Consider the following 25,514-nt stretch of genomic DNA (forward strand, 5'->3'; position numbering starts at 1 on the left):
GCGTACTGATTAAGGGGGGTCTTCTCGGTCCAGCTCGTCGGCCGAGTCCTCGCGCCGGCGGCGTCGCCACAGCCACAGCCCGCCCATGAGGAACGAGCCCGTGACGAGCACGGCGGTCAGCACCGGCCACCGGCTGCCCGCGATGTCGAGGTCCGTGAGCAGGACCAGCGTCACCGCCACGACCACCACGAGCAGCGACCCTGCGCCGCGCAGTGCGGCGAGCGCCGTGCCCGGGTCGAGGCGCCCCGGCCGCCGGGCCGCGGGGACCGGCCCGCCGAAGTAGAAGACGGCCGCCCGGTGGTTCAGCCGGCGCGTCGCCCGCTGGTAGTTGAACGCCATGTACGGGAGCCAGACCAGCGGCGCGACCAGGCCGGTCAGGAACACGACCGCCAGCAGTGTCCACTGCCCGATCCGGACGAGTCGCCGGGGAGCCTCGTCGGGCGTCACCAGGCCGAGCAGCCGCGCCATCCGCAGGACCAGCACCCAGAGGGACGACAGTCGGCCCCGGGGTGCGGGCGGCGGCTCCGGGCCGGACTCCAGGCCCTTCGCGGCCGCACCGACGTCGGCGTACACCCCTTGCAGCACCAGCAGTTCGGCCGCGCGGGCCGGGTCGGTGGTGTCCCGGCCGTCGAGACCGGCCAGTTCCAGGATCGTGCGCGCCTGGGCCAGCAGCGCCGCACAGAAGGCGAACGGCACGAGGACCATGAACGGGCCGCCCACGAAGGCTCCTTCGGTGACGACCCGGTGGCGCCCCCGGGTCGTCACGAGCGTCTGGAGTTCCTCCGGTCCCGCGTCGGGGTGTGCGTCGCGCAGCCGTGCCACGCTCCGGCCGGCACGGGCGCCGTGCAGGCGCAACGCGAACCCGGCCAGCAGCTCGGGCAGCCGGCCGGGTTCCTCGCGCGCTCTCGCGAGGAGCGAACGGGAGGCGGCGTCGGAGGCCGATCCTCCGGTCCCGGTCAGGACAGGACCTTGGCCTTCGCCTTCTGGAACTCCTCCTCCGTGATGGCGCCGGAACTCTTCAGTTCGGCGAGTCTGGCCAGTTCGTCGGCGTGACTCTTCCCGTCACCCGAACCGGCCGTCTTGCGGATGTACGACTGGAACGCGGCCTCGCTCTCCTTGGCCTGCTTCAGATCGCGTTGGGTCATGCTCTTGCCCCGGGCGATCACGTAGATCAGCACGCCGAGGTAGGGGACCAGGATGCACAGGACCAGCCAGCCGGCCTTGGCCCAACCGTTCAGTTCGTGGTCCCGGAAGATGTCGGTGATCACCTTGAACAGCAGGAAGAGCCACATGATCCAGATGAAGAACCAGAGCATCGTCCAGAAGACGTTGAGCAGGGGATAGTCGTCCATTCCTGTACTCCGTTCCCACAGCGGGGCGCTTACGGCGCCGCTATAGGAGTGAGTGTCACCGAACAGCCGATCGCCCGCATGTCGAAAGCGATCGGCTGCTCGCGCGGAACGGAGGGGTCAGGCGGTGCGGGTGCGCAGCGCGGCCAGCGCACGGTCGGCGTGGGCGCTCATCCGCAGCTCGCTGCGGACGACCTCCAGGACCCGGCGGTCCTGGTCGATCACGAAGGTCACGCGCTTCGTCGGCGCGAGCGAGAAGCCGCGCGTCACCCCGAACCGGTCCCTTATCTCGCCCTTCGGGTCGGACAGCAGGGGGTAGCCGAGCGAGTGCCGGTCGGCGAATTCCTGCTGCCGCTCGACCTCGTCGGAGCTGATGCCGACCGGTCGTGCCCCGGCGGCCCGGAACTCGCCCGCGAGGTCGCGGAAGTGGCAGGCCTCGGCCGTGCAGCCGGGGGTCATGGCGGCCGGGTAGAAGAAGAGCACGACCGGCCCCTCCTCGAGCAGCCCGGTCAGCGACCGGGAGGTCCCCGTTTCATCCGGAAGAGTGAAGTCCTCGACGATGTCACCGATCTTCATCCGGCCCGCCCCTTGTCCGCTCGACTGCGTCTGCGCGAATCCGCCACAGTGCCGACGGCCCCACCGGCCGCCGACCAGGCGACGTTACCGCAGGGTAGGTGCGTCACCAACGGGGGGCGGCGGCGAGCAACCGGTCGCGGACCAGCGCCACGTGCGGGTTGTCGGGGGTGCCCGGCCGCCGGACCAGGTAGGCCGTGTTGATCGGCGGGTCCTCGGGGTCGAGCAGGGCCACCAGCCGGCCCGCCTCGAACTCCGCCCGGCACAGGTAGCGCGGCAGTACGCCGAAGCCGGCTCCGGCCGTGATCGTGGCCAGGACGCCCCGCAGGTCCGGCATGGTGACGGCCGCCTCGCCCGTCAGCCGTCGGCCGAAGACATGCCGCCAGTACCGGCGGGCGATCGGCAGGTCCTCCGCGTACGTCACCATCGGCACGCCGTGCAGCGCGGCCGGCCCGTCGGTCGCGAGCGCCTCCCGGTCGATCCGCAGCGCCCGTTCCGGGGCGGCGACGAGGACGAACTCCTCGTCCACCAGCGGAACGGCGGTCAGCGTGCGCCCGCGGGGCCGGACGGTGGAGACCACCAGGTCGTGGTGACCCGCGCGCAGTCCGTCGAGGAGCTCCTCCGTGAGCCCCGTGGTCACCCGGAGCCGGACCCCCTCCTCGACCAGGGGCGCCAGCGCGGGCAGCGCGGCCTCGCACAGGAACTCGGCCGGACCCGCCAGATGGACCGGCTGCGGCGCGGGGTGCGCCTGCGGGCCGTGGTCGGCGACCGCCGCCAGAGCGTCGAGCGGGGCCGCCACGCGGGCGGCCAGTTCGTCGGCGTAGGGCGTCGGGGCCACCCCGCGCGGCTGCCGCTCGAACAGCTCGCGGTCGAGCCGGCGCTCCAGGGCGCGGATCTGGGTGGTGACGGTCGGCTGGGACAGCGTCAGCAGCCGGGCGGCGGCGGTGAAGGACCCGGTGCGGTGCACGGCGAGGAAGGTGCGCAGCAGGGACAGGTCGAGCGGCCCCCGCGGCGAGGCCGCCGACCTCCCGCTGCGGTCGTCCTCGAAGCCGGCCGCCCCGGCGCCCTCGTCCGCGCCATCGGCCTTCCTATCGGTCACGGTGAGAAGCATAGGCGGACGAGGGGGGACAGGGTCCCGCCCCGTATCCGCCGGCACGCGCGGTGCCTCAGTGCGTCTGCTTCGCGGAGCTCAGCCGCTGTTCGAGGATCGTCAGCACCTGCTCGCCCCAGCGCAGGTTCTCCTCCTCCAGGGACCGGCCGCGCATGAGGGTGAGGTAGGGGCCGATCCGCTCGGCCTCCCGCAGGTACGTCACCTCGTCCCGGCCGTCGAGCAGCCAGTCGCGCAGCCGGTCGTAGCGCGCCAGCTTCCCCCGCGACCACTCCATCCGCTCGCGGACGAAGCCGCGGACCGCCTCGGTGTCGCCCTCGTCGCAGGCCTGCACCTGCACCATCAGCTCGTCCCGGATGGCGGTGGGGCGCGGCGGATTGGTCGTGTAGGCGACCAGGTCCTCACGGCCCGCCTCGGTGAGCGTGAACATCCGCTTGTTGGGACGCCGTTCCTGCTGGACCACCCGGGCGGCGATCAGGCCCGCCTCGGAGAGCCGGTCCAGCTCCCGGTAGAGCTGCTGCGGCGTGGCCGCCCAGAAGTTGGCCACGGACACGTCGAAGATCTTGGCCAGGTCGTATCCGGATGCCTCGCCCTCCAGAAGAGCGGCGAGGACGGCGTGCTTGAGGGACATCCGGACACGCTAGCAGTTCGTTGAATAGTTTCTTCCGCACCTATTCAACGGATGGCCTCGTGCGGGGCATGTGGGGCGGAACGGGCGAACTCGCCCGATCGGCTGCGGAGATCGTACGCGCCTCCGGCCGGGCGGTACCGCGCCGTCCGCCGCCCGGGTCCGGCCGCACGGGCCGGTGGCGGGCCGGGGCCCAGGCGTCTGCGTGGCGGTCGGGCACCCGGCTGCCTACCGTGGAGGTAGTCGGAAGACTGCGCGGTGAGGCGGGGGATGCGCGAGAGTCAGCATGGGAGCGGCCCCGATGGACAGCAACGCGTTCGTCTACACCACGTACATCCGCACCACCCCGGACGAGCTGTGGCAGGCCCTGACCGACGCCGCCTTCACGCGCCGCTACTGGGGCGTCGCCTTCGAGACCACATGGACGGCCGGCTCGCGGATGGTCTGGGACCAGGACGGCCGTCAGACCGTCGACCCGGACCAGGTGGTCCTCGCGGCCCGGCCGGGCCGCCTGCTCTCGTACACCTGGCACTCCTTCACGCCCGAGTGGGCCGAGGCGGTCGGAGTGGACGACGAGACCTACGCGAGGCTGTCGAAGGAACGCCGTTCCAAGGTGACGTTCGCGATCGAGCCGGCGGGGGACATCGTCAAGCTCGTCGTCACCCACGACGACCTGGAACCCGACGGGATGATGCGCGGCATGATCGCCGAGGGCTGGCCCTCGCTGCTCTCCAGTCTCAAGTCCCTCCTGGAGACGGGGGAGGAGCTGCCCGAGCCGCCGCGCTGAGAAGCCCGCGGCGCCTCGGCGCCCGTGTGATCATTGGCGAGAATTCGCGAGGGCAGGTGGCTGAAAATCGCTCAACTGCCCGGCCGGGCCGCGCTAGCGTGCGCCCATGACCGCCACCTTGACCGTCCTGACCGCCGGTTATGTCGGCCCCCGCACCGCGTCCACCGTCAGCCTCCTGCGCGAGGGCGACGTCGTGGTCGTCGTCGATCCCGGCATGGTCGCCGACCGCACCCTCATCCTGGGGCCGCTCGCGGACGCCGGTATCGCTCCCGAGCAGGTCACGGACGTGGTCTTCAGCCACCATCACCCCGACCACACCCTCAACGCCGCCCTCTTCCCGGCGGCCCGGTACCACGACCACTGGGCCGTCTACCAGGACGACCTGTGGACCGACCGCCCGGCCGACGGCTTCCGGCTCTCACCGTCGATCAGGCTCGCGGCCACTCCGGGCCACACGGCGGAAGACATCAGCACCCTCGCCGACACCGCGGACGGGCTGGTCGTCCTCACCCACCTGTGGTGGTCCGCCGACGGTCCGGCCGAGGACCCGTACGCCACCGACCCCGACGCCCTCCACGCCTCCCGCCGCGCGATCCTCGACCTCGCCCCGGCCCTCGTCGTCCCCGGCCACGGCGCCGCCTTCGCGCCCACCCCCGGCACGCCCGCCTGAGGCACCGGATTGGTGCTTTCGAGTCGTCTCCGAGCCCTCCCTCGCGCCACGCCCGTCGGTTGATCATCTTTTCGTTCTGTCATCCGTTTTGATGCTGCGGTCGACCGGTAACGCGGGGAAGGAAGGGCGTCCGACGTGCCGTCACGAAGGAACACCACGAGGCGGGGTGCGCTCTCCGTCACGGTCGGCGTCGTCCTCGTCGCCACCGCGGCACAGTTCCCGGCGGAGGGCCGCGCGCTCCGGCCGGCCGCGGCGCCCGACCGCCCGTCGATCCTCCGGGTGGACCCCTGCGGGCCCGCCGGCGGCCTGTGCGGAGCTCCCCGGTACACCGTGCTGCTGCCCGCCGGCGCCGTCACGGCGGTCAGCCCCCTCACCTTCGAGGAGACCGCCACCGGACCGGTCGAGATCGCGCTCGGGACCCCCGGCCGGATGACCGACGTCACGGTCGTCGACGAACGGGGGCGGCAGGTCGCCGGACACTCGGCCGAGGACCGCACCCGCTGGACCAGCGAGAACGCGCTCCCCGCCGGCGGCCGGTTCACCGCCCGCCTCGCCGTCGAGGGCCTCGGACCGGACCGGCGGCGACGGCAGGCGGCGCGCCTCGAGTTCCGCACCCACCGGGCCCCGGCGGGGGAGCGGCTGGTGGCGACGTTCGGGCCGGACGCCGGCGGTACCTACGGCGTGGGGCAGCCCCTCACCGCCGAGCTGAACCTGCCGGTTCCCTCCGACCGCCCCGAGGCCCGCCGCATCGTCGAACGCGCCCTGGACGTACGCTCCGAGCCGCACGTCGAAGGCTCCTGGTACTGGGTGGGCCCCACCACCCTCCACTACCGGCCCCGCGGCTACTGGCCCGCGCACGCCACGGTCCGCGTCCGCAGCGGCCTCGACGGCCTCCGCGTCACCGACGGCCTGTACGGAGGCCCTTCGAACCCGATCACCCTCACCACCGGGGATCGCGTCGAGGCCGTCACCGACGTCGCCGCCCTGCGGATGACCGTCCGCCGCAACGGCGAGATCCTGCGCACCATCCCCGTGACCACGGGCAAGGCCGGCTACCGCACCCGCGGCGGCATCAAGGTCGTGCTCGGCAAGGAGCCGACGGTCCGGATGCGCGGGGACACCATCGGAATCGCCCGCGGCAGCAAGGACTTCTACGACCTCAAGGTCCGCTGGGCGACCCGGGTCACCTGGAGCGGCGAGTACCTGCACGCCGCTCCCTGGTCGACGGACGCCCAGGGCACCGAGAACGTCAGCCACGGCTGCACCGGCATGAGCACCGAGGACGCCGCCTGGCTCTTCCGCACCGTCCGCGAGGGCGACCTCGTCCAGGTGGTCAACGGATACGGCGAGCCGATGAGTCCCTTCGACAACGGTTTCGGCGACTGGAACCTGAGCTGGAACGACTGGCGGCACGGCAGCGCGCTCGGCCCGCGCCCGGCGACGCACCCCCGCACCGCCGGCTCCCTGAACCCCGCCCTCTGAGCCGGAGGCTGGGCCGAATGACCGCTCCCCGTGCTCGCGCCGCACCCCGCGGCGATACTGACGCTCTGTTCGACACCCGCTCCTCGGGAAGGACCGCCATGCCGGACGTCACCAAGGTCGACCTCGGTGAGGCCGTCCTCTTCGTGGAAACGGAGCGCCTCGGGCCCGACCTCGCCGAGGAGGGACTGGAAGGTCCGCGGGCGCTCACCCCGGACCTCTCCGAGGTCACCCACGCCCTGTCGTCCTTCGCCGGGCAGATCGGCGAGGCCCTCCACCGCGCGGCGCCGGACCGGGCGACCGTGGAGTTCGGCTGTCAGCTGGGCCTCGAGTCGGGCAAGTTGACTGCGCTCATCGTCAAGGGCAGCGCGACGGCGAACCTGCGGGTCACACTCGAATGGGACCGATCCGCGCACTGACGGGCCGGTGCCGGCCCGGCGCGGTCAGACCCTGCGGACCGTCACGCCGGCCGCGGCCAGCGCCTCGGTCGGCTCGCGCGGGGCGGAGTCGTCCGTGACCACGGCGTGCAGCGCCGAGGCGGGCGCCACGAAGGCCAGGGCGGTCCGCGTGAGCTTGGCCCCCTCCGTCACGGCGACGACCCGGCGGGCCGAGGCGATCGCCGCCCGCTTGACCGCCGCGTCGTCCAGGTCGTACGCGGTCAGTCCGTGCTCGGCGTTCAGCCCGCAGCAGCCGACGACGGCCGTGTCGAACCGCAGGGCGGACAGCGACGCCAGCGTCAGCGGCCCGGTGAGCGCCAGCTCGCCGGGCCGGGGCCGGCCGCCGGGCACCAGAAGCGTCAGCCGCGGCCCGCCGCTCAGGGCGTTGACCGCGTGCAGGGACAGCGGCATCACGGTCAGCCGTCGCTGCTCCAGGGCGTGGGCCACCTCGACGCAGGTCGTGCCGCTGTCCAGGACGACGGACTCGCCGTCTGCGATCAGCCCGGCCACCTCGGCCGCGATCCGTCGCTTGACGTCCCGTCCCTCGCCCGACCGCAGCGCGAAGGGCGGCTCCTCGCCACGCAGCAGGAGGCTGCGCGCCCCGCCGCGGTACCGCTCCAGGACCCCCTGGTCGGCCAGCAGCTCCAGATCGCGACGGATGGTCATCTCGGACGCGCCGGTCAGCGCCGCCAGCTCGGCCACGCCGATCCGGCCCGCCTCGCGCACGGCGTCCGTGATCCGACGGAGTCGTTCGGTGTTCGTTGCACTCGCCACTCCACGAGTGAACATCATTTCTGTTCGAAACGCAAGGTTACGAACATCAGAATTGTTCGATAAGTTGGCCGGCATGGAGAGAACCCTGCGGAACGCCCGCGTCGCCACCTTCGTCTACTTCGCCCTGAACGGCTTCCTCCTGGGCATGTGGGTCGTGCACATCCCGGCCGTCGCGCACGCGGTGGGGATCGGCCACGCCGTCCTCGGATGGCTTCTGCTGCTCCTCGGCCTCGGAGCCTTCGCCGGCATGCAGCTCGCCGGACCGCTCACCGACCGCCTCGGCGCCCGCACCGTCGTCCCCCTCGGCGCGGCGCTGTGCAGCGCCGCCGTCGTGCTCCCCGGAATCGCCGTCGACACCTGGACGCTCGGCGCCGCCCTGCTGCTCCTCGGCTTCGGCAACGGCTGCCTCGACGTGAGCATGAACGCCCACGCCGTCCAGGTGGAGAGCGGCTACGGACGCCCCGTCATGTCGGCCTTCCACGCCACCTTCTCCCTCGGCGGCGTCCTCGCGGCCCTGATCGGCGCCCGCACGCTCGACCAAGGCATCCCTCCGGCGGCGACCCTCGCCGCGGCGGCCGTCCTGGGCCTCGTCGTCGCCGGTGTCACCGCCCGCGCCCTGCTGCCCGCCGCCGCCCGCGCCGCCACCGCGGCGGACGCCGGGACCGGGGCACCCGCCGGGCGCCGTACCCCCCGACGGATCTGGATCCTGGCGGCCCTCGCCCTCATGCTGATGCTCTGCGAAGGCGTCGCCAACGACTGGAGCGTGCTCCACCTGCGCGACGTCCTGGACGCGCCGGCCGCCACCGCCGCGCTCGCCTACGGGGCCTTCTCCACGGCCATGACCGTCGGACGCCTGCTCGCCGACCGCCTCACCGGCCGGTTCGGTCCGGTGGCGATCCTGCGCCACGGCTCCGCGGTCGCCGCGCTCGGCCTGACCGCGGCCGCGCTCTCCCCCTGGATCCCGCTCGCGCTCGCCGGCTGGGCCGTGTTCGGCGCCGGCCTCTCCGGCTGCATCCCCCAGCTCTTCAGCGCCGCGGGCCACGCCGACAGCGACGCCGCCGGGGTCAACGTCTCGCGGGTCGCGGGACTCGGCTACCTCGGCATGCTCGCCGGACCCGCCGTCATCGGGCCCCTGACCCACCTCGTGCCGCTCAACCTGACCTTCCTGCTGCCCGTGGCCTTCTGCGTCGTCGCCGCCTGCGCGGCCGGCATCCTGCGCGACCCGGGACCGGAGCCCACGCGTCGCGGCGTCCGACCGCGGACCGAGACCGTCTGAGCCCGGGGCGCCGCCGGCCGGGGCCGCCCGCGCGGGCGGCCCCGGCCGGCGGGTCGGCTCCGCGCAGGGACGTCGCGGTGTCGCCGTACGCGGAGAACGGTCCGTGTCCGCGTGCTCCGAACGGGTCGCGTCGCACGCGGCATCGGGGCCGTACCGACTGCGCGGCCCGGGAGCGAGCCCAGGCGGACGACGGCCGGGACGCGAAGGGAGGGGTGAGGGGGACAAGGAGGAGTACCCACTCCTTTCCACTCTCAACATATAGCGCACGGGGGGCCTTGCGGCAAGGCCCCGGTGGTGACGCAGAATCATCGGCCGAAGCCGGAAACCACCGAAAGAGGAGACTCACTCAGTGCGTGTGTTGTTGTCGGTCCAGGGGGCGTGCGGTGACGGCGAGCGGGCGCTGCGAACCGCTCAGCGGTCGCGGGCACACGGTGCCGGGAGGCGGGCCTGCCCGCACGCCCGCGCGGGCGTGAACACGGAACGGAGCCGATGACATGAACTCTCTGACCACCAGTCCGTTCGAGCTGCCCGAGCGCCTCTCCGCCAAGGCCGACCCGGCGCTCATCGCCGGCGACGAGCGGCACTTCGCGGCCATCGCGGAGAGCCTGGAGCAGACGATCGCCGAACTGTCCGAACGCCTCGACGCCACCCGCCGGGCCCCCGGCGGCGTCGGCCGGGAGGCCATGGACCGCGACGCCGAGATCCACCGGCTGACCGGCCGGCTGCGCGCCCTGCGCCGCTTCGGCATGGACCTGTGCCTCGGTCACGTCGTCGGCGCGGACGACGCCGAACCGCTGTACATCGGACGGCTCGGCCTCACCGACAGCACGGGCCGCCGCCTGCTGGTCGACTGGCGTTCCCCGGCGGCCGAGCCGTTCTTCGCGGCCACCCACGCCCGGCCCATGGGCCTGACGAGCCGTCGCAGGTACCGCTGGACCCGCGGCCGGATCGGCGACTACTGGGACGAGGTGTTCACCGCCGACGGGCTCGAACGGCACGCGGCCCTCGACGACCAGTCCGCCTTCATCGCCGGCCTGGGAGCCAACCGGACGGAGCGGATGCGCGACGTGCTCGCCACCCTCCAGGCCGACCAGGACGCCATCGTCCGGGCCGGCTCCCGCGGCGCCCTCGTCGTCGACGGCGGCCCGGGCACGGGCAAGACGGTCGTCGCCCTGCACCGCTCCGCCTACCTCCTCTACTCCGACCCCCGGCTCGGGCAGCGGCGGGGCGGCGTCCTCTTCGTCGGTCCGCACCAGCCCTACCTGGCCTACGTCGCCGATGTCCTGCCCAGCCTCGGCGAGGAGGGCGTGCGGACCTGCACCCTGCGCGATCTCGTCCCCGAGGGCGCCGCGGCCCCGGACGAGACCGACCCGGACGTCGCCCGGCTGAAGTCGTCGGCGGCCATGGTGAAGGCCATCGAGAAGGCCGTCGCCTTCTACGAGGAACCGCCGGCCGAGGCGATGACGGTCAGCACCCCGTGGGCCGAGGTCCGGCTCACCGCCGACGACTGGGCCGAGGCGTTCGCCGCGCCCGGACCGGGCACGGCGCACAACGAGGCACGGGACCACGTCTGGGACGAGCTGGTCACGATCCTGCTGGACAAGCACGACGGCGACGTCCCCGTCGACCGCTTCCGCCGGGCCCTGCTCGGCGACCGGGAACTCGTCGACACCTTCCATCGGGCATGGCCCCTCCTCGAGGCGACCGACCTCGTCGGGGACCTCTGGTCGGTGCCCGCCTACCTGAGGATGTGCGCCCCCTGGCTCGGTCCCGACGAGGTCCGGCGGCTGAAGCGCGCCGACGCCCAGGCGTGGACGACGTCCGACCTGCCGCTCCTGGACGCGGCCAGGCTGCGGCTCGGCGACCCGGAGGCGTCCCGTCGCAGGCGCCGGCAGGAGGCCTCCGCCGCCGCCGAACGCGAGCGCATGGCCGGTGTCATCGACAACATCATCGCGGCCGACGCCGACGGTGAGGGGGCGGTGACGATGCTGCGCGGACGGGACCTCCAGGACAGCCTGGTCGACGAGAGCGCGCTGCCCGGCTCCGGGGCGGACCCCCTCGCCGGCCCCTTCGCCCACATCGTGGTGGACGAGGCGCAGGAACTGACCGACGCGGAATGGCAGATGCTGCTCCTGCGCTGCCCCTCCCGGAGCTTCACCATCGTCGGGGACCGCGCCCAGGCCAGGCACGGGTTCACGGAGTCGTGGCGCGAACGGCTGGAGCGGATCGGGCTCGACCGGATCGACGTGACGTCCCTGAGCATCAACTACCGGACCCCGGAGGAGGTCATGGCCGAGGCGGAGCCGGTCATTCGGGCCGCGCTCCCGGACGCCAACGTGCCCACCTCGGTGCGCAGCAGCGGCATCCCCGTCGTCCGCGCATCCGTGACGGAGCGGGACGGGATCATCGAGTCGTGGCTCGCCGGACACGCCGAGGGGGTCGCCTGCGTCATCGGCGACCCGACCTTCCGGGACACGCCCCGCGTCCGCTCGCTGACGCCGGAGCTGTCGAAGGGGCTCGAGTTCGACCTGGTCGTCCTCGTCGACCCGGAGGACTTCGGCACGGGCGTGGCGGGAGCCGTCGACCGCTACGTCGCGATGACCCGGGCGACGCAGCGACTCGTCGTCCTCACGAGCCACCGGCCCTGAGCGGCGGCGGAGCCGAGCGGCCCCGCCCGGGATCCGGGCGGGGCCGCCGCACTGCCGTCAGGCACGGGCGAGCGTGTCGAACCAGCGCACGATCTGCGGTCCGGCCAGCTTGAAGGAGCCGTTGTGGTCCGCCTTCCCGTGGTCGACCACCGGTGCCGTCACCCCGTGGCGGGCCAGATCGGCGGCGCAGTGCGCGGAGTTGGCGATCGGCACGTCCGTGTCCCCGGCCGCGGTGTGCAGCCGGACGGGGACCGCCGGCTTCCAGTCACAGGTGCCGTCCTGGGCCCCGAGTGCCACCGCCAGCGCGCCGTCCGGATGCCGCAGCCGTTCCAGGAACGCGTCGGTCAGCAGCTCCCGCACCGAGCCGGGCAGCCGGACGACCACCTCCTCCTCGGTGTGGCGGGTGTCGAACAGCCCCTCCACCCGGTCGGCGTACGGTCGGCGGAACACCTCCGCGGGGTCCTCGTACAACGGGTGCAGTCTGTTCTGCGCGGTGAGGAAGTACGCCATGTAGAAGACACCGCTGATGTCGTTGACGCGCCCGTCGAGCAGACCGGGGACCTCCGCGCCCCGGAGGTCGTACGGCCCCGCGACCGGCGCGAGACCGCGCAGCCGGAAGCGCCGGTCCGCGCCCCGCGCCAGCTCGCGGCCGAGCGCCATGGCCACCTGCCCGCCCTGGGAGAACCCGGTGCCGTACACGTCGCCGGTGAGCGGCCTGCCCAGGCGGCCGGCGGCGGTCCGCGCGGCCCGCAGCATGTCGAGGGAGGCGGAGACGGAGGACCGGGTGTCCATGTACGGGTGGAGCCCGGGGCCCCGGCCCAGCCCGAGGTAGTCGGGGGCGGCGACGGCCCGCCCGGCGGAGGCGTGGAGGTAGGGGGCGTACAGCCCGAAGTCCTCGGTGACGGACGGGGCGTAGTCCCGGTGGACCATGGTGCCGTGCGTTTCGGACACCAGGTCGAGCCGCCGTTCCCCGCCCCGGGGGAGCACCAGCAGGCCGGTGGCGACGGTCGGAGCCCCCTGCGGGGTGACGGTCCGGTAGGTCAGCCGGTAGCCGCGCACCCCGTGGCGCACGGTCCCGGTGTCGATGCCGCCGGCGCCCAGGAACGCGGAGACCTCGGCCCGGCCGAGGTCGGACACCGGAGTGACGGCGAGGAGGGCGCCGCGCCCCGCTTCCTGCCGGTGCTGAACGGCGATGGCGGCGGCGGCCGTTCCGGCCGGTGCCGCGACGGCCGGAGCCGCGGCGAGTACGGCGAGGGCGAGGGCCGCCGAGGCCGCCGCGAGACGGCGGACGCGCCGGCTACGGGCCCCGCCCCGGGGCGAATCGGATGTGAAGGTCTCGGTCATGGCGACGACGCTACGGAGCGGACGCTCCCCGGGACATCCGACGGCCCCCCGCCTCCGGGTGGCCCCGGCCTCACCCCGGAAGCGGGGATTCCCCCCGGGCGGGGAGCGGGACGCCACCCCGCGGTGCCCGGCCCGCGGCCGGCCGGCACCGCCGGCGGGAGCGCGGCTACCGGTACTCGACCGTCAGCGTCACCGGCGTGTCCTTGTTGACGAAGAGATACGCGGTCGACGTGGGAGCCGCCTCGAACCGGAGCCGGAACTGGGTGGTCCCACCGCGGTCGAACGCCGCGAGCGCCGCTGCCGAGAGGTCCGTCGAGACCGCGCCGCCCGAGGAGAACGCGGCGACCGAAGCCCCGCCCGCCACCGTGGCGGTGGCGCCCCAGTCCGCGGCCTCGACCGCGCAGGCGCCGAAGCAGCCCGTCCGGACGTCCACCAGCAGCCGGTTCCCCGCGGGCGAGGACCACGGGTCGCCCGAACCGCTGCTGCGGTTCACCGTCAGGTAGGCCCGGGTGATCTCCTTCCCCGCGGGGATCGTCGACGTGTCGAAGGACAGCAGCGTCCGGTTCACCTTGCCGTCGGTGCCCCGTCCCAGCGCGAGCCCGTACGTGTCCTCCAGCGTCCCGACCGTCGCCCCCGAACCGTCGGCCGCCGCCTTGACGTACCCGTCCTGCGCGTCCGTGCCGGCGATCGTCACCCGGTCACCGGCCGGCGGGGGAGTGCCGCCGCCGCGCAGCGCCCGGACCATGCCCATGATCGCCTCGATCTGCTTGCCGCCGTGCCGGGCGTAGGCCGAGTCGCCGAGGTAACCCCACCAGTTCCAGCAGCCGTTGGGGTTGTCCAGCGTGGCCGTCGCGGCCGCCTGCGGGTACAGCACGATCATCCGGTTGGTGTCGGCGTACTCGTTCAGATACGCCTTGTCGATGAACTGGGTCCCGAATCCCTGGTACCCGTGGCCCTGCTTGCAGCCGTGCAGCGCCACCATCAGCGTGCAGGTCGCCCCGCCCGAGCAGGAGGCGGGGACGTACACGAAGCCGTTCTCGTCCAGCGACAGGGGCGCCGCCGCGCCGCCGGGGGCGTAGACGTTCTGGTCGAACCGGATCAGCGACCCCGTCGGCGAGGCGCTCGGGGCCGCGACCGTGCCCAGCAGGTGGCCGAGCAGGTCGCGCTCGGCGTCGAAACCGCAGTTGTTGATCCACGGAGTCTGCGTGACCGTACAGGAGTTGGGGCCCAGCGGACTGATCCACGCGTGCCCGGCCGCGGTGCTCCGGTTGTACTGGACGCGGGCGCCGAACCGCCCGTAGTAGTCGGCCAGCGCGTCGGCCACCGGCCGCTTCACGGTCGTGTCGCCCGAACCGCTGAACACGTAGACCGGGTCGCCGGCCAGCTGGGACACCGGGTCGACGAGTCCCTGCGCCGACCAGTTCCGGGTGGTCTGCTCCAGCTGCGCGAGCTGCAGGTCCTGGGTCGTGTTCATGCAGGCGTTGAGCGCGGTGGCGAGCAGGTTCTGGGCGCAGTCGTACGGGCCGGAGGCGAAGGCCGCCGATCCGCCGAAGGTGCCGGAGTACGCCACGTGCAGCTGCGTGGCCATGTAGCCGCCCGAGGAGACCCCCGAGCTGTAGACCGCGCCGACGTCGTAGGGCTGGAGTGTCCCGGGCACCGGCGCCGGGGCTGCCGCGGCCGCGGGTGTCGCGCCGCCGGGCGCCGCGAGGGGGAAGAGGACCGCGGCCACGGACAGCAGCAGCGCTGCCAGCCTGCGCGGACGGGCGGTGTGGGGTGGTCGCATGGGTACTCCCGGGCGGGCTCGGTCATGGGTGATGGCCGGGAGGCTAGGGGCGGCCGGGCCGCGGCTCCTATGGGCCGGGGCTCCACAAAACCGGGGGCGCGGTATGGCGGTCCGTCATCTGGATCGCTCCCGCACGCTTCCCGCGGCGACCTGCGAGGATGGCGGCATGAGCGAACACGTGAGCGGCGCGCGGGACGAGCAGCTGGCCGAGGCGGTCGCACTGCGGGAGAAGGGCGCCCGCGAGGAGGCGCGGGAACGTCTCCTCGCCCTCGCCGCACTCCATCCGGACGACGCCGAGGTGGCCTACCAGACCGCCTGGGCGCACGACGTCCTCGGCCTGGAGGCCGAAGCCGTCCCCTTCTACGAGACGGCGCTCGGCGCCGCCGCAGCGCTCACCGGGGAGGACCGGCGGGGCGCGTTCCTCGGACTCGGCAGCACCTACCGGGTGCTCGGCCGCTACGAGGAGGCCGTGGCCACCCTGCGTCGCGGCGCCGAGGAGTTCCCCGACGACGGGGCGCTGCGCACCTTCCTCGCCATGGCCCTGTTCAACACCGGCGAGCACCACGAGTCGACGCGGCTCCTGCTGCGCCTGCTCGCCGCCACCAGCGAGGACCCGTCGGTGCGCCGTTACCGGCAGGCCGTCGAGCACTACGCCGAGGACCTGCACGAGACCGTGTGACGGTCCGTCCGCCCCGCTCGCCGTGACCCCTGCCCGCCCTGGCCGGGCGCGGCCGTGACCGCCGGGCTCCCGCGGCGGGGTGCGTTCAGTCGTTGACGGCGGTGAGCAGCACGACCGCGTCCTCCAGCGCGGCGAGCCCGTGCCGTTCCTTCGGGATCATGTGCAGCTCACCCGCCGACAGCTCCTGCGACCGCCCTCCCGCCGTGAGGGCCACCCGGCCCCGCAGGACCTGGAGACTCGCGGCGGGCGGCGCGTTGTGCTCGTCCAGAGCCGTACCGGACACCAGCGCGATGACGCTCTGCCGGAGCACCCCGTCGTGGATGACCACGTGGGCGCTCCGGCCGTGCGCGTCGGCGCGCGCCTTGGCCAGGTGTTCGTCGGCGAGGGCTGCGAGATCCTGCATCGTTTCTCCCTGCGGGCTGCGCGGGCTGTCCGTCCCAGCCTTGCGCGAGTCCGGCGGGACGCAAGTCGAGACCCCGGCCCGCGTGCGCCGCGACGGCCGGGCGCCGCCCGTTCGCCCAGGGGTGCACGCCCTCCCCCGCCCTGCCTCGACGGGAGTTCACCGCCGACCGTGCCGATGCCGGCCGGCCGCGGCCGTACCGCCGGGGGCCGAGCCGGCTTCCGGGCGGTCGGCCGTGAAGGGACGGTACGGATTTCTTACCGGGGGGTAGGCCCACCCCGTGCTCTTGTTATACGTTCCGTCTAACAGCTTGCTAGACGTTACGTCTAATAAGCCGACGGGTCGATCACTCGATTCAAGGAGCCGCAGGATGGCAAGCAGCACCGTTCGGCCGGAGAGCCGGGATCAGGAACAGGGCCCCGCCCGGGGCGACGACCGTGACCGCCTCGACGAGCAGGAGGTCGCCCGGCGACTGCTCGACTCCGCCGCGAAGCTGTCGTACGACCCCGCCACCGAGGTGGACTGGGACACCCCGCTCGACAAGGAATTCCACGGCGCCAGCCCCGAGTGGAGCACCCTGTACGGCACCGCCTACTGGAACGAACTCACGGAGCCGCAGCGCAAGGAGCTGACCCGGCAGGAGGCCGCCTCGGTCGCCAGCACCGGCATCTGGTTCGAGATGATCCTGCAGCAGATGGTGCTGCGCGACATCTACGCCAAGGACCCGACAGGTCCGGAGTTCCAGTGGGCGCTCACCGAGATCGCCGACGAGTGCCGCCACTCCATCATGTTCGCCCGCGGCGCGGCCAAGCTGGGCGCCCCGGCCTACCGGCCCCGCCGCCCCGTCGTCGAACTCGGCCGGGCCTTCAAGACGCTCGCCTTCGGCGAGGCCGCCTACGCGGCGATCCTGGTCGCCGAGGAGGTCCTCGACGTCATGCAGCGGGACTGGATGCGGGACGAGCGCGTCGTACCGTTCGTCCGCACCATCAACAACATCCATGTCGTCGAGGAATCGCGGCACATGAAGTTCGCGCGCGACGAGACCCGCAAGCGACTGCGGCGAGCCGGGCCCCTCCGCCGCCGGATCCACGCCTTCGTGATCGCCGTCGCCTCCTACTTCATCGTCACCAGCATGGTGAACCGCGACGTCTACGCGAACGCCGGGCTGGACACGCGGCGCGCCCTCGCCGAGGCCCGGGCCAACGAACACCACCACTCCCTGATGCGCTCCAGCTGCTCCGGTCTCATGGAGTTCCTGGCCTCGGCCGGCCTCCTCACCAAACCCGCGCTGGCCCTCTACAAGCGCGCCCACCTGATCTGAGCCGTCCCCGTCCCCGTCCCCGAGCGAGCGACCCGAGCCGACGACATGACCTACGTCATCACCCAGACCTGCTGCAGCGACGCCACCTGCGTCGCCGTCTGCCCCGTCAACTGCATCCACCCGACCCCCGAGGAACGGGCCTTCGGCAGCACCGAGATGCTGCACGTCGACCCGAAGACCTGCATCGACTGCGGCGCCTGCGCCGACGCCTGCCCCGTCGACGCGATCCTCCCCGCGGACAGCCTGCCGAAGGCGCAGCGACACCACCTCGCCCTCAACGCGGCCTACTTCGCGGACCAGGAGCCCGAACCGGCGCCCCCCGGGCCCAACTTCCACCCCTGGGGCCGCCCCGACTTCGCCCGGAGCATCCCCTCCGACTTCGCGCCCATCCGGGTCGCCGTCGTCGGGACCGGCCCGGCCGGCATGTACGCGGCCGAGGACCTGCTGCTCCACACCAACGCCGAGGTGACCCTCGTCGACCGGCTGCCCGTGGCCGGCGGCCTGGTCCGCTACGGAGTGGCGCCGGACCACCCCGCGACCAAGAAGGTCGGCGAGACCTTCGCCCGCTTCCACGAGCACCCCCGGGTGCGCATGCACCTGGGCGTCGAGGTCGGCAGGGACGTCACCGCCGAGGAGCTCGCCGCCCACCACGACGCGGTCGTCTACGCCGTCGGCGCCTCCACGGACCGCCGGCTCGACGTCCCCGGCGAGGACCTGCCGGGCAGCGTCGCGGCGACCACGTTCGTCGCCTGGTACAACGCCCACCCGGAGGTCGCGCCCGACGCCGTCACGCCGACCGGCCCGCGCGTGGTCGTGGTCGGCAACGGCAACGTCGCGCTCGACGTCGCCCGCATCCTGGTCTCCGATCCGGCCGCCCTCGCCACCTCCGACATCGCCGGGCACGCCCTCGCCGCACTGAGCGCCGCCCGGGTGCGCGAGGTGGTGCTGCTCGGCCGGCGCGGCCCGGAGGACGCCGCGTACACCACGTCCGAACTGCTCGCGCTGCGCCACCTGCCCGGAGTGGACCTGGTCGTCGACGACCACGATCCGCGGGTCGGCGAGGCGATCGACGCCGCGGCCCCCCGGGACCGGGCCGCTCTCCTCACGGGCGTACCCCGCGAGACGGTCGACTGGTCGACGGACCCGGATCCGGCCCGGCGGCGCATCGTCCTGCGCTTCCACTCCGCACCCGTCGAGCTCGTCGGGGAGCCGCCCGCCGAGGCGAGCGGGGAGGCGAACGGCCACGCCGTCGCACCGGGCCGTGGCGACCTCCCCCTGCGGTCCGTCCGCGTCACCGGCGGCCGGGGTCCGCAGGACCTGCCGGCCGGCCTGCTCCTGCGGGCGATCGGCTACCGCGGCGCCCCCGTCCCCGGGCTGCCCTTCGACGAGGCGACCGGCACCGTCCCGCACGAGGCCGGCCGGGTGACGGGGCGGCCGGGAACCTATGTCGTCGGCTGGATCAAGCGCGGCCCGTCCGGCGGCATCGGAGCCAACCGCACCTGCGCCGCCGAGACCGTCGGCAGCCTGCTCGCCGACGCCGTCGACGGAGCCCTGGCCGCGCCCTCGGCCGCCCACACCGCGAAGGCGTTCCACCGGCTGGCCCGCAGCCGCAGCAGCCACCTCGTCGACGCCCGCGGGCTCGCCGCCATCGACCGGGCCGAACGGTCCCTGGGGCGCGACGCCGGGCGCCCGCGGGTCAAACTCGGCACCGTCGCGGAGCTGGTGGCGGCGGCGAAGGGCGGCCGCCGGAAGCGCTGACCGACCGCGCGGCACCGCACGGCCCCTCTCCGACACGCCGGGGAGGGGCCCGCCCGTGCAGGGGCGGCGCGCCGCCCCCGTTCCCCCGAGACCGGTGCGTGCGGAAGGCGCACCCGAGGGGCGTTGTCAGTGGCGGGGTGGAGGATGGTCCCGACCGTGCCGACGAGGGGAGAGAGGCGCATGTCGATCACGAACCAGCAGGTGGCGGGACACGCCTTCCTGCGTGCGCTGTACGAGGACGGGTACTACCCGGACCATGTCGTCGACCGGGGGAGGGCGATCCTGCTGCGACTCTGCGAGCGGATCGAGGCGGAGCGCCCGGCGGGCCTGCCGGCGCTCTACGCGCTCACGGACGCGGCGACCGAGGAGTTCAACGCGCTGGAGGCGGAGTTCGAGGCGGCCGGGAGCGAGATCGAGACCGTCGCCCGCGAGGAGATCGCCGAGGACTTCTCCTTCGTCGCGTCGGCGTACGGATTCCCGCACGCCGACGCGGAGGAGCTGATCGCCGTACGGGAGTGGTGAGCGCCCCGGCGTGACCCGGGGAAGACCCCGTCGTCCTCGGCCGTGCGGTGCCGGGTGAGGGCCGAGCTGAACACGCGGCGGAGCGTGCGCGGTTCGCGCGGCCGCTCACCGTCGGCCGTCACGTGGTGCGCCACCTCCTCGCGGAGCCGGCCGCGCTCGTCCCGGAGGCGGATGCGCACGTCGACGAACCGGCTGCCGAACGCCGCGAGGTGACCGTCCGGATCGGCGGTGTCCCCGGGCCGCCCTGCTCGCACCCGACCGGCCGCGGCGACGGGCCGGTCGATAGGTTCGTCGCATGACCGCACAAGGGGCCGACGTCCACCACTCCGTCTCGACCTGGCGGCAGCCGCTGCCCCCGACCGCATCCTCCCGGCGCGACGCGCTGGTCGGCGAGATCGCGCAGGAGATCCTGGCGCGCGGCACCGGCCGGCTGCTGGTGGGGATCGACGGCTTCACCGCGGCCGGCAAGACGAGCTTCGGGCACGAACTGGCGGAACGTCTGAGCGCCGCCGGGCGGCCCGTCCTGCGGGCGACGCTCGACGACTTCAAGAAGCCCTGGAAGGACCGCCACCTCTACGACCGGGAGTCGGGAGAGGGCTACTACCGCAACGCCTACGACTACGAGAGCGCCCGGCGCCTCCTGCTCGACCCGGCCCGCTCGCCCGCGGCCGACTCCTGCGCGCTGTGCGGCATCGACCCGCTGACCCAGCGGGACCACTCGGCCGAACGGACGCCGCTCGCCCCGGACGCCGTGCTCGTCGTCGACGGGGTGTTCGCCTTCCGCCCCGAGACCGACCGGTACTGGGACTACCGCATCTGGCTCGACGTCGACGCCGAACTCTCGGTCCGCCGGGGCGCCGCACGCGACCGGAACTGGGCGGGCTCCGACGCGGAGTCGATCCACCGCGACCGCTACCTCGTGGCGGAACGCATCTACCTCGGCGAGGTCGACCCGCTCCCCAGGATGGACGCGGTCATCGACAACACGGACTTCGCCGGCCCCTTCCGTCTCGCGCCGGGGCGGCGGCCGGCCCTCACCGGGCGGGGCGCGTTCGACGCGCTCGTCGTCCGCACGGACTACGCGGACGAAGAGGACTGGCGCCAGGTGAGGGCCGCGCTCGCCGAGGACCCTGAGCTCACCGTGCACATCGTCGACGACCCGGCCTGGTCGGGCGCCGGCCCGGACGAGGTACGGGCGGCGGCGGCCGGCGACGAGGACCTGGGTGTCGTGTTCCTCGCCGACGCCACGACGATGACGGCACCTCACCGGGCGCTGCTCGCCGTGACCCTCCTCGACCGCGCGGACTGCGAGGACGACGAGGACCACGCCCGGCTCACCGAGTTCGGCGACCGGTTCCGCACCGTGCCGACGGGCGTCCACGGCGTCCACGCCAACCTGTCCCTGGGCAACATGGGATTCGAGGAGTACGCCGGGTGGGCGGCCGAGGACCCCGAGGGAGTCCTGCGGAACGCCTGACACGAGTGTGCCCGGGCCGCCGGGCCCGGGCACACCTCACGCGTACGGCTCCGTCAGACGAAGATCTCGGTCAGCGACCAGATCGCCAGCCCGGCCATGCACAGCCCGCCGATCCGCTGGACGGTCTTCAGCGGGACGCGCTTGGCGATGAAACGGCCCGCGAGCAGGGCGAGGGCCGAGACGCTCATCAGGGCGGCGGCCGAACCGATCGCCGTGGACCAGGTCCCGTTGGTGGCGGCCAGGTTCGCCGTGGTGATCTGCGTCAGGTCGCCCCACTCGCTGATGAAGACGGCCATGAACGCCGTCGAGTACACCGGCCAGAAGCCGGTCACCGTGCGGCTGCCGGCCTCGTCCTCCTCGTCGCCGCCCCCGCCGCGCAGCAGCATGAAGGCGCCGAAGGCGAAGAGCAGGGCCGAGATCAGTTTGACGATCCAGTCGGGGAGCAGCCCGATGAGGCTGCCCGCGCCCACGGCGATCGCGACGTGCACGAGGAACGCGGTCGAGGTGCCGAACCAGACGTACAGCGGACGCATGCGCGTGCCCATGGCGAGCGACGCGAACATCGTCTTGTCGGGGAGTTCGGCGAGGAAGATCAGCCCGAAGGCGGTGAGGATCGCCAAGGGGTCGAGGTGCATACCGGGGCTCTCTGCTCGGTCCGGGCCCGGGATCCGCACGGCACCACGGTGGGCGACGGGAAGAACCACTCGGCCCGGCATGACGGACCACACCCGCGGGAGGCGGGCATGGCGAATGCCTGGCCGAAGGTCTCGCCCGTCCGCGCGTCCGCACGGACCCGGTCACCGGGAACCCGAGGGCTCCAGTGTGTCGACGACCGGTTCGCAGGGCTACTCCCCTTCGCTGTCGCCCAGTGTAACCGAGTGGAGGGAAGGCCCCGCCGTCACCTCTGCTCCCGATCTTGGTAGACAGTGTCTACGCATCCCTGGTAGACACGGTCCATGACCTCAGAGCCCCCGCCCGTCCCCGGCCCCGACCTGGGCACCACGCCCGTCGCATCCGACGGAGGACGTGACGCCGACCCCGGCCTGCGCGGCCGGCTGATCGCCGCCGGCGTCGAGCTGGTGCACGCGGAAGGGGCCCAGGCCCTCACCCTGCGCGAGATCGCCCGCCGCGCCGGCGTCTCCCACGGCGCCCCCCGCCGCTACTTCCCGACCCACCTGGACCTGCTGTCCGCCATCGCCCGGGAGGGCTTCACCGAACTGGGCGCCCGCGTCGCCGCGACGACAGGCGGCGAGGACGTGGCGCCCGACGCACCCGCACCGGACGGACCGCAGGCCGCCCGTGCCCGACTCGACGCCCTCGCCCGCGTCTACCTCGACTTCGCGCTGACCCGCCGGGGCATGTACGAGCTGATGTTCCGTCACGACCTGCTGGAGAGCGGACGGCTCGGCCTGCGCGACACCAGCCTGCCCCTCTTCGCGCTGCTCACCGGACTCGTCGACCACGCGCTCGCCGGGAGCGGCACCACGTCCCGGCCGGACTCCGCCGTCGTCGCCGGCGCGCTCTGGGCCAACCTGCACGGCATCGCCCAGCTGTGGAGCTGGGGAAGCCTCGCACTCGCCTCGCGCACCGAGAACCCCGAGGGCCTCGACACCCTGCTCCGGGCCGCCCTCGACGCCCATCTCGGCCCCACCGGGGGCGAACGGTGATACGCGCCCGGCACCTCACCCTCGCCTGCAGCGTCGTCGGAGCCGCGGTCGTCGCCCTCGACGGCACCGTCCTCACCGTCGCCCAGCCCGCCCTGCGGCGCGACCTCGACGCCGGACTCGACCAGGTGCAGTGGGCGAGCACCGGATACCTCGTCGCCGTGGCGAGCCTCCTCGTCTTCGCCGGGCGACTCGGGGACCGCTACGGCCATCGCCGCGTCTTCGCCCTCGGCACCCTCGGGTTCGCCGCGGCCTCGGCCGGTATCGCGCTCGCGCCGCACATCGGCTGGGTGATCGGCCTGCGGGTCGTCCAAGGCGTCTTCGGAGCGCTGCTCCAGCCGGCCACCCTCGGCATGCTGCGCGCCGCCTACCCGCCCGAGCGACTCGCCATGCCCATCGCCCTGCGCACCAGCGCCATCGGCCTCGCGGCCGCCGCCGGCCCCGTCGTCGGCGGCTCACTGGTCACCGCCCACGGCTGGCGCACCGTCTTCGTCCTCACGGTGATACCCGCCCTCGCCATCGGGCTGCTCGCCCTCGTCGAGCGCACACCGCGCCCCGCCACACCCCCGGCCGCCGCTCCGACCTCCCTGGACCTGCCCGGCGCCTGCCTGCTCGCGGTGACGCTGGCCGGGCTCGTGCACGTACTCGTCGCACTGCCACGGGACGGCGCGACGGCACCGACCCTGCTCGTCCTGGGTGTCGCCGCCCTGGCCGGGACGGCCTTCGCCCGGCACGAGCGCCGCACCGACCACCCCCTCCTGCCGGCCGAGATCGTGCGCTCCCGCCCCGTCATGGCCGGACTCGGGGCGCTGCTGGCCGTCTCCGCCGCCCTCTTCGGCACGCTGTTCGCGGGGACGTACTTCCTGCAGGACGTCCTCGGTCTCGACGCGCTCCACAGCGCCCTGTGGTCCCTGCCGCTCGCCGTCCTGATGGTGCTCGGAGCGCCGACGGCCGCCGTACTCCAACGCAGGTTCGGCCCCCGCCGGACCGCCGCGTCGGGCGGCGTCCTGCTCACCCTCGGCGTCCTGTCGTTCTCCCGGCTCGACGCGGGCGCGACCGCGCCGGGGGCGGGCGTCTGCTTCGTCCTGCTCGGCGCCGGATTCAGCACCGTCATGGTCACCGCGACCGCGGTCGTCGTGCACCGGGCCGCCGAGGCCACCGCCGGAGTCGCCGGCGGCCTCCAGCAGACGGCCCTCAACATCGGCCCCGCGCTCGGCGTCGCCCTGGCCACCCTGCTGCTCACGCTCGAACCCGGCGAAGCCTTCGTACCGGCCCTGCACCGAGCCCTCCTGGCCCTCGCGGCCCTGGGCGCCCTGGGCGCGATCGCCGCGCTGGGCCTGCCGGGCCGCACGGCACGGGACACGGAACCCGCGGCAGCGGCGTCCGCCCCGTGAAGGCCCGGGCGGACACGCCAGCACGGCGCCACCGCCCCAGGGCGAGCGCCCCCGCTGCGTACGATCACGAAATGTCCTCAGATGGTGACCGCCCGCCCCTCGGGTCCAGGACGCGCCGGCACCGCTCGCTCGGCCGCATGCTGCCCTTCCTGGTCATGGCGCTCACCGTCGTCGTCGACCTGATCACCCCCCATCGAGAGCGCTTCGACCGCCTCCTGGCCTCCGCACCCGCGCTCGCCGCCGTCACCTGGAGCGCTCGCGGGACGGTCGTCATCGGCCTGATCGCCATGGCCATGCGCGCCGTGCTGTCGGTGAGCCGGGGCGAGCCCGTCGTCCCGGACCTCCTCGTCAACGAGGCCGTGCTGGCCGCAGTGACCGCCGTCGCCGCCTGGGCCAGCCGGCTCCGAGAACGCTACGAACGGGACCTGCGCGAGGTGACCGCCGTCGCCGACGTCGTCCAGCGCGTGGTGCTGCGCCCCCTCCCGCCCCGCCTCGGACCGGTGGGCCTCAACCTGCTGTACGTCGCGGCCGCCGCCAAGGCCAGGATCGGCGGCGACTTCTACGAGGCGGTCCGCGTCCCCGGAGCCGTACGGCTCATGCTCGGCGACGTCCAGGGCAAGGGGCTCGGCGCGGTGGAGACCGCCTCCGTGCTGCTCGGCGCCTTCCGCGCAGCCGTCGACCAGGCGCCGGACCTCGCCGCGCTGGCCGACCGCCTGGAGGAGGGACTCGGCCGGTACGGAGCCTGGGCGCCCGACTCGGACGCCGCCGAACGCTTCGCCACCGTCGTCCTGGTGGAGATTCCGGACCACGGTGACGTCGTGCGGCTGCTGAGCTGCGGCCACCCCGCCCCGCTGCTCCAGCGCGGCGGAGGGGTCGCGCCCGTCGCCTTCGCGGACCCGTCCCTGCCGGTCAACCTGTCGGGGCTGCTCCCGGCGCGGCACCACATCGAGGAGGTGCCCTTCGAGCCGGGGGACCGCCTGCTGATGTTCACCGACGGAGTGAGCGAGGCCCGCGACGCGTCCGGCACCTTCTACCCGGTGGAGGAGCGGATGCGCGGCTGGCTGACGGAGCCCGGCAGCCGGATCCCGGACCTCCTGCACACCGACCTCGCCGCCTACGGGACGGGCCACCTCGACGACGACGTCGCCGCCCTCCTGGTGGAACGCCTGCCCCACCCGACCACGGCCCCGGCGCCTCAGGCTTGACGGGGTGGTGGGGGTCGGTCGGTGGGGTGGTGGGTGGTGGGGGTTGGTCAGTGGGGTGGCGGGTCGGAGGGTTGGAGGGGCATGATTCCGAGCCGCTTGGGGTGGAGGGCCTGGGCGCTTGGTGTCGTCCGGTCTTCGTTGGTTTCTGGTGGTTGGCCGCCCTCTCTCCGAGTGTGGCAGCCGGGTCCGTGCCCTCAAGGGCGCTCCTTCGTCGCGTCGCTGCGCGATGGCCTTCGGC

The 25,514-nt window shown here is 73.7% G+C and carries 24 protein-coding genes; 14 read left to right on the top strand and 10 right to left on the bottom strand.

What is annotated here, in order from left to right; genetic code table 11:
• Nucleotides 1-9: 9 nt before the first annotated feature.
• The 5 genes from ACGFZF_RS36205 to ACGFZF_RS36225 all read right to left on the bottom strand — a co-directional run bounded on the left by ACGFZF_RS36205 (nt 10) and on the right by ACGFZF_RS36225 (nt 3,661).
• Complete coding sequence (locus ACGFZF_RS36205) at nt 10-822, bottom strand: hypothetical protein (RefSeq protein ID WP_393561380.1); 813 nt, start codon at nt 820-822, stop codon at nt 10-12.
• Between the two features lie 134 nt (nt 823-956).
• On the bottom strand, nt 957-1,352 hold the full coding sequence (locus tag ACGFZF_RS36210; RefSeq protein ID WP_356605131.1) for an SHOCT domain-containing protein: 396 nt from the start codon (nt 1,350-1,352) through the stop codon (nt 957-959).
• A 117-nt stretch (nt 1,353-1,469) separates the two neighbouring features.
• Nucleotides 1,470-1,925 carry a peroxiredoxin gene (locus ACGFZF_RS36215; RefSeq protein ID WP_356605129.1) on the bottom strand — a complete coding sequence of 152 codons (456 nt, stop codon included), beginning with the start codon at nt 1,923-1,925 and terminating at the stop codon, nt 1,470-1,472.
• 103 nt (nt 1,926-2,028) lie between these two features.
• Nucleotides 2,029-3,021 (bottom strand): LysR family transcriptional regulator, encoded by a 993-nt coding sequence (locus ACGFZF_RS36220; protein WP_393561383.1) that lies wholly within the window; start codon nt 3,019-3,021, stop codon nt 2,029-2,031.
• A gap of 67 nt (nt 3,022-3,088) precedes the next feature.
• Nucleotides 3,089-3,661 carry a PadR family transcriptional regulator gene (locus tag ACGFZF_RS36225; RefSeq protein ID WP_393561385.1) on the bottom strand — a complete coding sequence of 191 codons (573 nt, stop codon included), beginning with the start codon at nt 3,659-3,661 and terminating at the stop codon, nt 3,089-3,091.
• Between the two features lie 298 nt (nt 3,662-3,959).
• Here ACGFZF_RS36225 and ACGFZF_RS36230 point away from each other — a divergent pair, with 298 nt between their 5' ends.
• The 4 genes from ACGFZF_RS36230 (at nt 3,960) to ACGFZF_RS36245 (ending at nt 7,013) form a co-directional block, all read left to right on the top strand.
• Nucleotides 3,960-4,445 carry an SRPBCC domain-containing protein gene (locus ACGFZF_RS36230; protein WP_393561387.1) on the top strand — a complete coding sequence of 162 codons (486 nt, stop codon included), beginning with the start codon at nt 3,960-3,962 and terminating at the stop codon, nt 4,443-4,445.
• 106 nt (nt 4,446-4,551) lie between these two features.
• On the top strand, nt 4,552-5,115 hold the full coding sequence (locus ACGFZF_RS36235) for an MBL fold metallo-hydrolase (protein ID WP_393561389.1): 564 nt from the start codon (nt 4,552-4,554) through the stop codon (nt 5,113-5,115).
• A 135-nt stretch (nt 5,116-5,250) separates the two neighbouring features.
• Nucleotides 5,251-6,597, top strand: coding sequence for an Ig-like domain-containing protein (locus tag ACGFZF_RS36240; RefSeq protein WP_393561391.1), 1,347 nt, complete (start codon nt 5,251-5,253; stop codon nt 6,595-6,597).
• Between the two features lie 98 nt (nt 6,598-6,695).
• Entirely contained in the window at nt 6,696-7,013 is a 318-nt protein-coding gene (locus ACGFZF_RS36245) for a CU044_2847 family protein (protein ID WP_393561393.1), read from the top strand.
• 24 nt (nt 7,014-7,037) lie between these two features.
• Here ACGFZF_RS36245 and ACGFZF_RS36250 read toward each other — a convergent pair whose 3' ends face one another.
• Nucleotides 7,038-7,823 carry a DeoR/GlpR family DNA-binding transcription regulator gene (locus tag ACGFZF_RS36250; protein WP_393561395.1) on the bottom strand — a complete coding sequence of 262 codons (786 nt, stop codon included), beginning with the start codon at nt 7,821-7,823 and terminating at the stop codon, nt 7,038-7,040.
• Between the two features lie 55 nt (nt 7,824-7,878).
• Between ACGFZF_RS36250 and ACGFZF_RS36255 the strand changes: the two genes are divergently transcribed.
• Together ACGFZF_RS36255 and helR are read left to right on the top strand one after the other, a co-directional pair.
• A complete protein-coding gene (locus tag ACGFZF_RS36255; protein ID WP_393561397.1) occupies nt 7,879-9,081 on the top strand; it encodes an MFS transporter in 1,203 nt (400 codons plus the stop codon).
• Nucleotides 9,082-9,575: 494 nt separating this feature from the next.
• The gene (helR, locus tag ACGFZF_RS36260; protein ID WP_393561399.1) at nt 9,576-11,729 is read left to right on the top strand and encodes an RNA polymerase recycling motor ATPase HelR; all 2,154 of its coding nucleotides are present in this window, start codon (nt 9,576-9,578) and stop codon (nt 11,727-11,729) included.
• Between the two features lie 57 nt (nt 11,730-11,786).
• Here helR and ACGFZF_RS36265 read toward each other — a convergent pair whose 3' ends face one another.
• Both ACGFZF_RS36265 and ACGFZF_RS36270 read right to left on the bottom strand, forming a co-directional pair.
• Complete coding sequence (locus ACGFZF_RS36265; protein WP_393561401.1) at nt 11,787-13,073, bottom strand: alpha/beta hydrolase; 1,287 nt, start codon at nt 13,071-13,073, stop codon at nt 11,787-11,789.
• Nucleotides 13,074-13,239: 166 nt separating this feature from the next.
• A complete protein-coding gene (locus ACGFZF_RS36270) occupies nt 13,240-14,856 on the bottom strand; it encodes a PHB depolymerase family esterase (protein WP_393561403.1) in 1,617 nt (538 codons plus the stop codon).
• A 166-nt stretch (nt 14,857-15,022) separates the two neighbouring features.
• On the opposite strand from ACGFZF_RS36270, the gene ACGFZF_RS36275 reads away from it, so the two are divergent.
• The gene (locus ACGFZF_RS36275) at nt 15,023-15,535 is read left to right on the top strand and encodes a tetratricopeptide repeat protein (protein ID WP_393561405.1); all 513 of its coding nucleotides are present in this window, start codon (nt 15,023-15,025) and stop codon (nt 15,533-15,535) included.
• Nucleotides 15,536-15,620: 85 nt separating this feature from the next.
• On the opposite strand, the gene ACGFZF_RS36280 is transcribed toward ACGFZF_RS36275, so the two are convergent.
• Nucleotides 15,621-15,938, bottom strand: coding sequence for a cupin (locus tag ACGFZF_RS36280; RefSeq protein ID WP_393561407.1), 318 nt, complete (start codon nt 15,936-15,938; stop codon nt 15,621-15,623).
• Nucleotides 15,939-16,305: 367 nt separating this feature from the next.
• Between ACGFZF_RS36280 and ACGFZF_RS36285 the strand changes: the two genes are divergently transcribed.
• The 4 genes from ACGFZF_RS36285 to ACGFZF_RS36300 all read left to right on the top strand — a co-directional run bounded on the left by ACGFZF_RS36285 (nt 16,306) and on the right by ACGFZF_RS36300 (nt 21,013).
• Nucleotides 16,306-17,256 (top strand): diiron oxygenase, encoded by a 951-nt coding sequence (locus ACGFZF_RS36285; protein WP_393561409.1) that lies wholly within the window; start codon nt 16,306-16,308, stop codon nt 17,254-17,256.
• 45 nt (nt 17,257-17,301) lie between these two features.
• Nucleotides 17,302-19,014 carry an FAD-dependent oxidoreductase gene (locus ACGFZF_RS36290; protein WP_393561411.1) on the top strand — a complete coding sequence of 571 codons (1,713 nt, stop codon included), beginning with the start codon at nt 17,302-17,304 and terminating at the stop codon, nt 19,012-19,014.
• Between the two features lie 180 nt (nt 19,015-19,194).
• Nucleotides 19,195-19,536 carry a DUF5713 family protein gene (locus ACGFZF_RS36295; RefSeq protein WP_393561413.1) on the top strand — a complete coding sequence of 114 codons (342 nt, stop codon included), beginning with the start codon at nt 19,195-19,197 and terminating at the stop codon, nt 19,534-19,536.
• 295 nt (nt 19,537-19,831) lie between these two features.
• On the top strand, nt 19,832-21,013 hold the full coding sequence (locus tag ACGFZF_RS36300; RefSeq protein WP_393561415.1) for a DUF6924 domain-containing protein: 1,182 nt from the start codon (nt 19,832-19,834) through the stop codon (nt 21,011-21,013).
• 53 nt (nt 21,014-21,066) lie between these two features.
• Here the strand turns inward: ACGFZF_RS36300 and ACGFZF_RS36305 are convergent, their stop codons facing one another.
• The gene (locus ACGFZF_RS36305; protein WP_356605089.1) at nt 21,067-21,648 is read right to left on the bottom strand and encodes a TMEM165/GDT1 family protein; all 582 of its coding nucleotides are present in this window, start codon (nt 21,646-21,648) and stop codon (nt 21,067-21,069) included.
• A 321-nt stretch (nt 21,649-21,969) separates the two neighbouring features.
• Here ACGFZF_RS36305 and ACGFZF_RS36310 point away from each other — a divergent pair, with 321 nt between their 5' ends.
• The 3 genes from ACGFZF_RS36310 (at nt 21,970) to ACGFZF_RS36320 (ending at nt 25,276) form a co-directional block, all read left to right on the top strand.
• Complete coding sequence (locus ACGFZF_RS36310) at nt 21,970-22,680, top strand: TetR/AcrR family transcriptional regulator (protein ID WP_393561418.1); 711 nt, start codon at nt 21,970-21,972, stop codon at nt 22,678-22,680.
• A complete protein-coding gene (locus ACGFZF_RS36315) occupies nt 22,677-24,071 on the top strand; it encodes an MFS transporter (RefSeq protein WP_393561420.1) in 1,395 nt (464 codons plus the stop codon). The genes ACGFZF_RS36310 and ACGFZF_RS36315 overlap by 4 nt, the downstream gene beginning before the upstream one ends.
• Before the next feature lie 71 nt (nt 24,072-24,142).
• On the top strand, nt 24,143-25,276 hold the full coding sequence (locus ACGFZF_RS36320; RefSeq protein WP_393561422.1) for a PP2C family protein-serine/threonine phosphatase: 1,134 nt from the start codon (nt 24,143-24,145) through the stop codon (nt 25,274-25,276).
• Nucleotides 25,277-25,514 lie beyond the last annotated feature (238 nt).

It is taken from the genome of Streptomyces sp. NPDC048338, assembly GCF_043201055.1.
GTDB lineage: Bacteria > Actinomycetota > Actinomycetes > Streptomycetales > Streptomycetaceae > Streptomyces.